This is a genomic window from Allobacillus sp. SKP2-8, assembly GCF_007559355.1.
Lineage (GTDB): Bacteria > Bacillota > Bacilli > Bacillales > Alkalibacillaceae > Allobacillus > Allobacillus halotolerans.
This window is the reverse complement of the sequence record NZ_VMHF01000001.1, coordinates 297327-304636: the sequence shown is the minus strand read 5'-3', so window position 1 is coordinate 304636 and position 7310 is coordinate 297327. Positions and strand designations below refer to the sequence as shown.

Below are 7310 nucleotides of genomic sequence, written 5' to 3'. Positions count from 1 at the left end.
CTAATCACCCGGATCGGAAGTGAGATTCGAATTTCGGTTGAATAGATCGGGTATTTGGTAGGTAACCAGCCAATCATGCGTACAATTATATAGTGAGTAAAACAGTACAAGGCTTTACGGAGAAGCCTTCATATCGAAGACCTGTTCAACTGAACTATACAACTATGATTCAATAGCAAATTATGAGAATCGCTGAACGTATTCCAACAAACACAAACTGCACACCTAAAAACAATCTTAAAATATCACAACTCTTTAATTAAAAAAGATTGATCCACATAGAAAATTCCATGATAAAAAAGTACATGTACTAGGGCGAAAGAAGTGAAATTGAAAGTTTTTTTAAAAATAAAGAGGGAATATTATTAATATGCTTTATCTAGTTGCTAAAATAATTTATGATAATAGATAGTGTACTTCTTGATTACCTTGGGAAAAAGGGTGTTTAGAGATGACGGACGATCGAAAAGATTGGTATTTTGAATATGAAATTTTGCATAATCGACCTGGATTACTCGGTGATATCGCATCCTTGATGGGAATGCTTTCCATTAACATTATTATGATTAATGGTGTTGAAGATGCTCGTCGTGGTATGCTCCTACTAAGTAGAGATGATCGACAAATCAAGCGTTTACGCATTATTCTGGATATTATGGAAACGATTGAAGTACGTAAACTTAGACGGCCGAAACTTCGTGATAAACTAGCCGTCATGCATGGCAGATACATAAAAAGTGATTCGGATGACAAAAAAACGTTTCGCTTTGTTCGTGATGAATTAGGTGTGCTTGTTGACTTCATGGCTGAACTGTTTAACAAAGGTGGCCATGTGCTTATTGGAATTCGTGGTATGCCGCGTGTCGGTAAAACGGAATCCATTGTCGCAGCAAGTGTTTCTGCCAATAAGAGATGGTTGTTTCTTTCCAGTACGTTGTTAAAGCAAACTGTACGTACTAAATTGATGAAGGATGAATATTCTACGGATAATGTTTTTATTATTGACGGAGTTGTTTCAGCAAAGCAATTTGGTGAGGATCACTGGAGAGTATTACGTGAAGTGATGCAAATACCTGCGGTGAAAGTTGTTGAACACCCGGATATATTTGTACAGCAATCGGATTACACATTGGATGACTTTGATTATTTTATTGAATTGCGAAGTGATACCGATCAAGAGATCACTTACAAAAGTCTTGAACCTGATCAAAGTGATGAATTTTCAATGTTTGACTTTTAAAGTGGACGGTGGATAGCTATGGAAATCGGTAAAAGATTACAAGAAGAACGGTTAAATCAGGGTATTTCGCTTGAAGAAGTAAAAAGTGAAACGAAAATTCAGACCCGTTACTTAACCGCAATCGAAGAAAATGATTGGAGTAAAATGCCGGGAAATTTTTATGTGCGTGCTTTTATACGTGAATATGCTGAAGTTCTAGGAATCGATTCCACTTCGCTGTTAGAAGAACATAAAAATGAACTGCCTCAGACGGATGATGTGTCGTATGAATATGTTTCTACACCTTCACGAAAAGATTCCAGAAGTGGTAATAATGCCTTTTTTTCTTTTCTCCCAAAGTTATTGGTATTTGTTCTGGTGATTGGAATTATTTTTGGCATTTGGTATTCGTATGTGAATTATATCCATCCCGCCTTAACGAAGGATGAAGATTCTACAGGAAGTGAAGAAGGTTCGGAAATTATAGCCCCTGACACGGAGGAAGAAAAATCAACTGATGAATCTGCCGACAAAGACACGACAGATGGTGATGAGTCATCCGACCAATCAGGAGATGGAAATGAGGAACAACCTGAAAAGACAGAGCAGCCTAGCCTTTCTGTCGAAGAAGTAGATGAGGATGCAGCAACGCCATTGACGACAGTTCGTTTGACTGAAGCGGAAAATTTGGAGCTTGAATTTGAAATTGATGGTGAAACATATTTATGGGTTCACGGGTTAGAAGATGGACAAGTAGTTGAAAAGTATGGAGATGAACGAGTTTACACATCTGATGATTCGCCGTTAACAATAGATGCATCTGGGTCGAATCTTGTCGAGCTGAATATCGGTAAAGCTTCTGTCGTTAACCTATCCATCAATGGTGTTGAATTTGATTATCCAATCGATGCAAATGAAGAAGTCCATCAAAAAATCCACATACTCTGGGAACCTTCAGCATCGTAAGCTTATCGTGATTAACGTTCGATCCTTTGCCTAAAGCAAAGGATTCCTTTTTTATAATTAAATATAGAAGAAACAAACTTGGAGGAAGATTGTATGAATATACCTAATAAAATTACGCTTTCACGAATTTTTATGATTCCATTATTCATTATTTTGCTTGTTGTGCCATTTGATTGGAGTACATATTCAATAGGTGCAATGTCCCTTCCTTTATCACACATGTTGGCTGGGATCTTATTTATCATTGCCTCAGTCACAGATTGGGTCGATGGATATTACGCCCGTAAATATAATTTGATTACAAACTTAGGGAAATTTTTAGACCCATTAGCTGACAAATTACTAGTTTCGGCGGCTTTGATTTGTTTAGTCGAGTTAGGAATGGCTGAGGCATGGTTGGTCATCTTGATTATCAGCCGTGAATTTGCAGTAACCGGTCTTCGTTTAGTGGCAGCCGGTGAAGGAATTGTGCTTGCTGCAAGTAATATGGGAAAGTTGAAAACGGTATTGCAAATTAGTGCAACAGCCTTTTTATTGCTTCATCATTTTCCTTTCTCTTATTTGGATTTTCCCATCGGAACCATACTTCTATATTTGGCCGCTTTCGTTACCGTTCTCTCCGGGGTGGAGTATTTCATGAAAAACTGGCATGTAATGAGGGATTCTAAATGAGTCACGAAAAAACATGTGAAATTATATCCGTTGGCACAGAATTGCTACTTGGCCAGATTGATGACACGAATGCAACTTGGTTGTCGGAAAAGATGGCGACACTTGGTTTAAACGTTTACCATCGTCAAACAATTGGTGATAATCGAAAACGGTTATATGAAGCCTTCAAACTCGCTCAAAGCCGATCAGATCTTGTAATCGTCACTGGAGGCCTCGGACCGACAGATGATGATTTAACACGTGATGCAGCTTGTGACCTATTCGGTTGTTCGCTGGAAACCGACTTAGATACGATGAAAAAGATAGAGGATTTCTATCAGAAACGTGAAATGAAAATGACGGAAAACAATCGAAAACAAGCCCTTTCATTTTCGGGTGCTACTGTTTTTCAAAATGAAGTTGGCATGGCTCCGGGCTTATGTTACCGACACGAAGAAACCGTATGGTATTTCCTACCCGGGGTACCTACGGAAATGAAATGGCTTGTCAATCACCGTCTAATTCCTGACTTGTATGCACGTGATTTCTTGCAATATCAACTGTATAGTCGTGAGTTGAATTTCCAAGGGATTGGCGAATCGGCTATTGAATACGAATTAATCGACCTTATTCGTGAGCAATCAAATCCAACGATTGCGCCTCTTGCTGGAGATGGCCATGTTACGATTCGGTTAACAGCAAAAAGTGTTTCAAAAGAAGAAGCAGATCAGTTATTGGATCGTTTACAGGAACAAGTCTTATCTCGTGTTTCAAATTACTACGTCGGCGATCGACCGAACACGTTGGAAAGACAGCTCATTGAAAAATTACGCGACAAACAGCTGACATTCTCAGCTTGCGAAAGTATAACAGGTGGACTTTTTGCATCTCAAATCGTTTCTGAATCGGGTGCATCAGACGTTTTTCGAGGTGCGGTCGTATCTTATACGAATGAAGTCAAGCAGCATGTTGTTAACATTCCAAAAGAAATTTTAGAACGTTTTGGAGCTGTCAGTGAGGAATGTGCTCGTTCGATGGCAGAGAGATCAAGAGTGTTAATGGGTTCAGACTTGTCCATTAGCTTTACAGGTGTTGCTGGAAATGAACCTGTCGATGGTCATTCAAACGGAACTGTTTTCATAGCTGTTTCCAGTAAAGAAGGGCCGACTCTTTGTGAAAAATTAAACTTGACCGGTAAGCGAAATGAAATTCGACAACAAGCGACGAAGCAAGGTTTAAAATTTTTTCTAAACTATATAAAAATCAATTACCCCAACTAGAAAACGCCGTTTTCTCCTACAGATAACCATATTTTCTCTAGGAGAAAACGGCAGAACAGATATTCGCTTTTTTGTTGGCAAAATGCTAAAATCATAGTATGATAGAGTTAGTTAAATGAAGGGGGAAAATTAATGAGTGAGCGTAAACAAGCACTTGATATGGCTTTAAAGCAAATAGAGAAGCAATTTGGTAAAGGTTCCATCATGAAATTAGGCGAAAGTGAAGGACAGAGAGTTTCAACGGTATCTTCTGGTTCACTAAGTTTAGATATTGCACTCGGTGTTGGCGGCTATCCACGCGGAAGAATTGTTGAAATCTATGGTCCAGAATCTTCTGGTAAAACAACGGTTGCTTTGCATGCGATTGCTGAAGCACAAAAGCAGGGAGGACAAGCAGCATTTATCGATGCAGAGCACGCGCTTGATCCAGTCTATGCGAAGAACCTAGGTGTAGATATTGATGAATTACTATTATCACAACCAGATACGGGTGAACAAGCACTTGAGATTGCTGAGGCATTAGTCCGTAGTGGAGCAATCGATATTGTTGTCATTGACTCTGTTGCTGCTTTAGTACCGAAAGCTGAAATTGAGGGAGAGATGGGCGATGCGCACGTCGGTCTTCAAGCTCGTTTAATGTCCCAAGCATTAAGAAAGCTTTCTGGTGCAATTAATAAGTCGAAAACGACAGCGATATTTATTAACCAAATCCGTGAAAAAGTAGGCGTAATGTTCGGAAATCCTGAAACAACACCTGGTGGACGGGCATTAAAATTCTATTCTTCTGTTCGATTAGAAGTTCGACGTGCTGAAACGTTGAAACAAGGAAATGAAATGGTCGGGAACAAAACGCGCCTTAAAGTCGTTAAGAATAAGGTAGCCCCACCATTCCGTCAAGCTGAAGTGGATATTATGTATGGAAAAGGAATCTCTAAAGAAGGAGAAGTCCTTGATTTAGGAACGGATCAAGATATCGTTGAGAAAAGCGGGTCATGGTATTCTTACCAAGGCGAAAAACTTGGACAAGGTAGAGAAAATGCAAAACAATTCTTCTTGGATAATCCAGATATCTATGAAAGCGTGTATGATGAATTACGAGATGCCTACAATATATCTGGCAAAGAACCTGATGAGGAACAAGCAGAAGATCAGGAAGAGCTCGATCTAAACTAGTTCTCCTAATTTAGTGTAAGAATAAACGAAAAGAAGCTGTTCTTTAATATAAAGTAGTTCAGTTTTAGTGTGCAAACCTCAATTTGCCCTTCAATTGAACTACTTTTTTGTCTTTTTTAATGAAAACCATACCGATAAAATTGAAGGATTGAACTCAATTTCAAACGATTGATTTTTTTGAACTTTAATAAACATAAAATCTTTTGTCGAAATTGTTGTACGATTTCGGAGGTTTCCTTGACATGATTTATGGACAGGCTTAAAATGAAAGTGTATAATTTTCATTTTTTAAGTCAAAAAATGATGACAAGATTGTACATTACCGACTGAAACAAAACAATTGGATCAATTGAAAAAAATGAATAGCAAGAGGAGGTGAACGTATGGATAGTTTACCGATCATTATCATCTCCATTTTGCTTGCTTTAGTTGTCGGTACTGTTGTTGGGTATCTTATTCGTAAGAAGATTGCAGAAGCGAAAATTTCTAGTGCTGAAGAGCTTGCTAAGCAAATTGTCGAAGAAGGTGAGCGGAACGCAGAATCAGCGAAACGTGAAGCGCTGTTAGAAGCGAAGGACGAAAATCACCAATTGCGTCAAGAGCAAGAACAAGAGTTGCGCGAAAGACGTTCAGAAATCCAGAAACAAGAGAATCGTCTGATGCTCAAGGAAGAAACCCTTGATCGTAAAAGTGAAACGTTGGATAAACGTGAGCTGATGTTAGAAGAGAAAGAAGAATCCTTGACAGAAAAACAACAACAACTTAATAAAGCGGAAAGCAAAGTGGAAGAAATGGTTGCTGAACAGCAGAAAGAACTGGAACGTATTTCAGGCTTTACGGAAGAGGAAGCACGTCAAATCATTCTTGACCGAGTAGAAAAAGAAATGGCACATGAAACGGCATTATTGATTAAACGTGAAGAAACGAAAGCCAAGGAGCAAGCGGATAAGAAAGCAAAAGAGCTGCTCTCCTTAGCAATCCAGCGCTGTGCAGCAGAGCATGTATCGGAAACGACTGTGTCTGTCGTCAACTTGCCTAACGATGAAATGAAAGGACGAATCATTGGTAGGGAAGGACGAAATATCCGTACTTTGGAAACATTGACTGGTATTGACCTAATTATTGATGATACACCAGAAGCGGTAATTTTATCTGGCTTCGATCCAGTACGCAGAGAAATTGCACGGATAGCACTTGAAAATCTCGTTCAAGACGGAAGAATTCACCCAGCTCGGATTGAAGAGATGGTGGAGAAATCCCGTCGCGAAGTCGATGACTATATCCGTGAGGTTGGTGAAGAGGCTACGTTCGAAATTGGTGCACATGGAATACACCCTGATCTCATCAAGATCATCGGCCGATTAAACTACCGTACAAGTTATGGTCAGAACGTCTTGAAGCACTCATTGGAAGTCGCCTATTTATCAGGACTTCTAGCCGCAGAGCTTGGTGAAGACGAGCAACTTGCCAGACGAGCTGGTTTATTGCATGATATCGGAAAAGCCGTGGATCATGAAGTAGAAGGCAGTCACGTTGAAATTGGTAAGGAAATCGCTCAGAAGTATAAAGAACACCCTGTTGTCATCAATGCGATTGCATCTCACCATGGTGATGAGGAACCGACAAGCATCATTTCCGTATTAGTGGCTGCTGCTGATGCTCTATCAGCTGCTCGCCCAGGAGCAAGAAGTGAGTCGTTGGAAAACTATATTAAACGACTTGAAAAATTAGAATCGATTGCCGATTCTTATGAAGGTGTCGAAAAATCATTTGCCATTCAGGCTGGACGTGAAGTTCGAATTATGGTCCGCCCAGATGATATCGATGATGCAACAGCTATTCAATTAGCAAGAGAGATTCGTAAACAGATCGAAGAAGGTCTGGAGTATCCAGGTCACATCAAAGTAACAGTCATCCGTGAAACACGCGTTGTTGAATACGCAAAATAAGCAAAATGCCAAAAGACTGACGAAAGTTCAGCGCTTTTGGCATTTTTTAACCTTAATGATGATTACATTGAA

At 39.5% G+C, this 7310-nt stretch carries 6 protein-coding genes; all 6 read left to right on the top strand.

The genetic code is table 11. From position 1 onward, the window contains the following. The first annotated feature begins 451 nt into the window (after positions 1-451). The 6 genes from FPQ10_RS01575 to rny all read left to right on the top strand — a co-directional run bounded on the left by FPQ10_RS01575 (position 452) and on the right by rny (position 7238). Positions 452-1240 (top strand): YmfK family protein, encoded by a 789-nt coding sequence (locus FPQ10_RS01575; protein WP_144159207.1) that lies wholly within the window; start codon positions 452-454, stop codon positions 1238-1240. Between the two features lie 18 nt (positions 1241-1258). Beyond that, positions 1259-2185, top strand: coding sequence for a helix-turn-helix domain-containing protein (locus FPQ10_RS01570; RefSeq protein ID WP_144159204.1), 927 nt, complete (start codon positions 1259-1261; stop codon positions 2183-2185). A 93-nt stretch (positions 2186-2278) separates the two neighbouring features. Next, positions 2279-2857 carry a CDP-diacylglycerol--glycerol-3-phosphate 3-phosphatidyltransferase gene (gene pgsA / locus FPQ10_RS01565; RefSeq protein WP_144159201.1) on the top strand — a complete coding sequence of 193 codons (579 nt, stop codon included), beginning with the start codon at positions 2279-2281 and terminating at the stop codon, positions 2855-2857. Then, positions 2854-4116 (top strand): competence/damage-inducible protein A, encoded by a 1263-nt coding sequence (locus tag FPQ10_RS01560; protein ID WP_144159197.1) that lies wholly within the window; start codon positions 2854-2856, stop codon positions 4114-4116. The genes pgsA and FPQ10_RS01560 overlap by 4 nt, the downstream gene beginning before the upstream one ends. Before the next feature lie 132 nt (positions 4117-4248). After that, entirely contained in the window at positions 4249-5289 is a 1041-nt protein-coding gene (gene recA / locus FPQ10_RS01555; RefSeq protein ID WP_144159194.1) for a recombinase RecA, read from the top strand. Positions 5290-5672: 383 nt separating this feature from the next. Further along, the gene (gene rny, locus FPQ10_RS01550; protein WP_144159191.1) at positions 5673-7238 is read left to right on the top strand and encodes a ribonuclease Y; all 1566 of its coding nucleotides are present in this window, start codon (positions 5673-5675) and stop codon (positions 7236-7238) included. Positions 7239-7310: the final 72 nt, after the last annotated feature.

What these genes read in the sequence shown, in the direction of transcription:
- FPQ10_RS01560 (WP_144159197.1), top strand. Translation starts at nt 2,854, where the DNA reads ATGAGTCACGAAAAAACATGTGAAATTATATCCGTTGGCACAGAATTG.
- rny (WP_144159191.1), top strand. Translation starts at nt 5,673, where the DNA reads ATGGATAGTTTACCGATCATTATCATCTCCATTTTGCTTGCTTTAGTT.
- pgsA (WP_144159201.1), top strand. Translation starts at nt 2,279, where the DNA reads ATGAATATACCTAATAAAATTACGCTTTCACGAATTTTTATGATTCCA.
- FPQ10_RS01575 (WP_144159207.1), top strand. Translation starts at nt 452, where the DNA reads ATGACGGACGATCGAAAAGATTGGTATTTTGAATATGAAATTTTGCAT.
- recA (WP_144159194.1), top strand. Translation starts at nt 4,249, where the DNA reads ATGAGTGAGCGTAAACAAGCACTTGATATGGCTTTAAAGCAAATAGAG.
- FPQ10_RS01570 (WP_144159204.1), top strand. Translation starts at nt 1,259, where the DNA reads ATGGAAATCGGTAAAAGATTACAAGAAGAACGGTTAAATCAGGGTATT.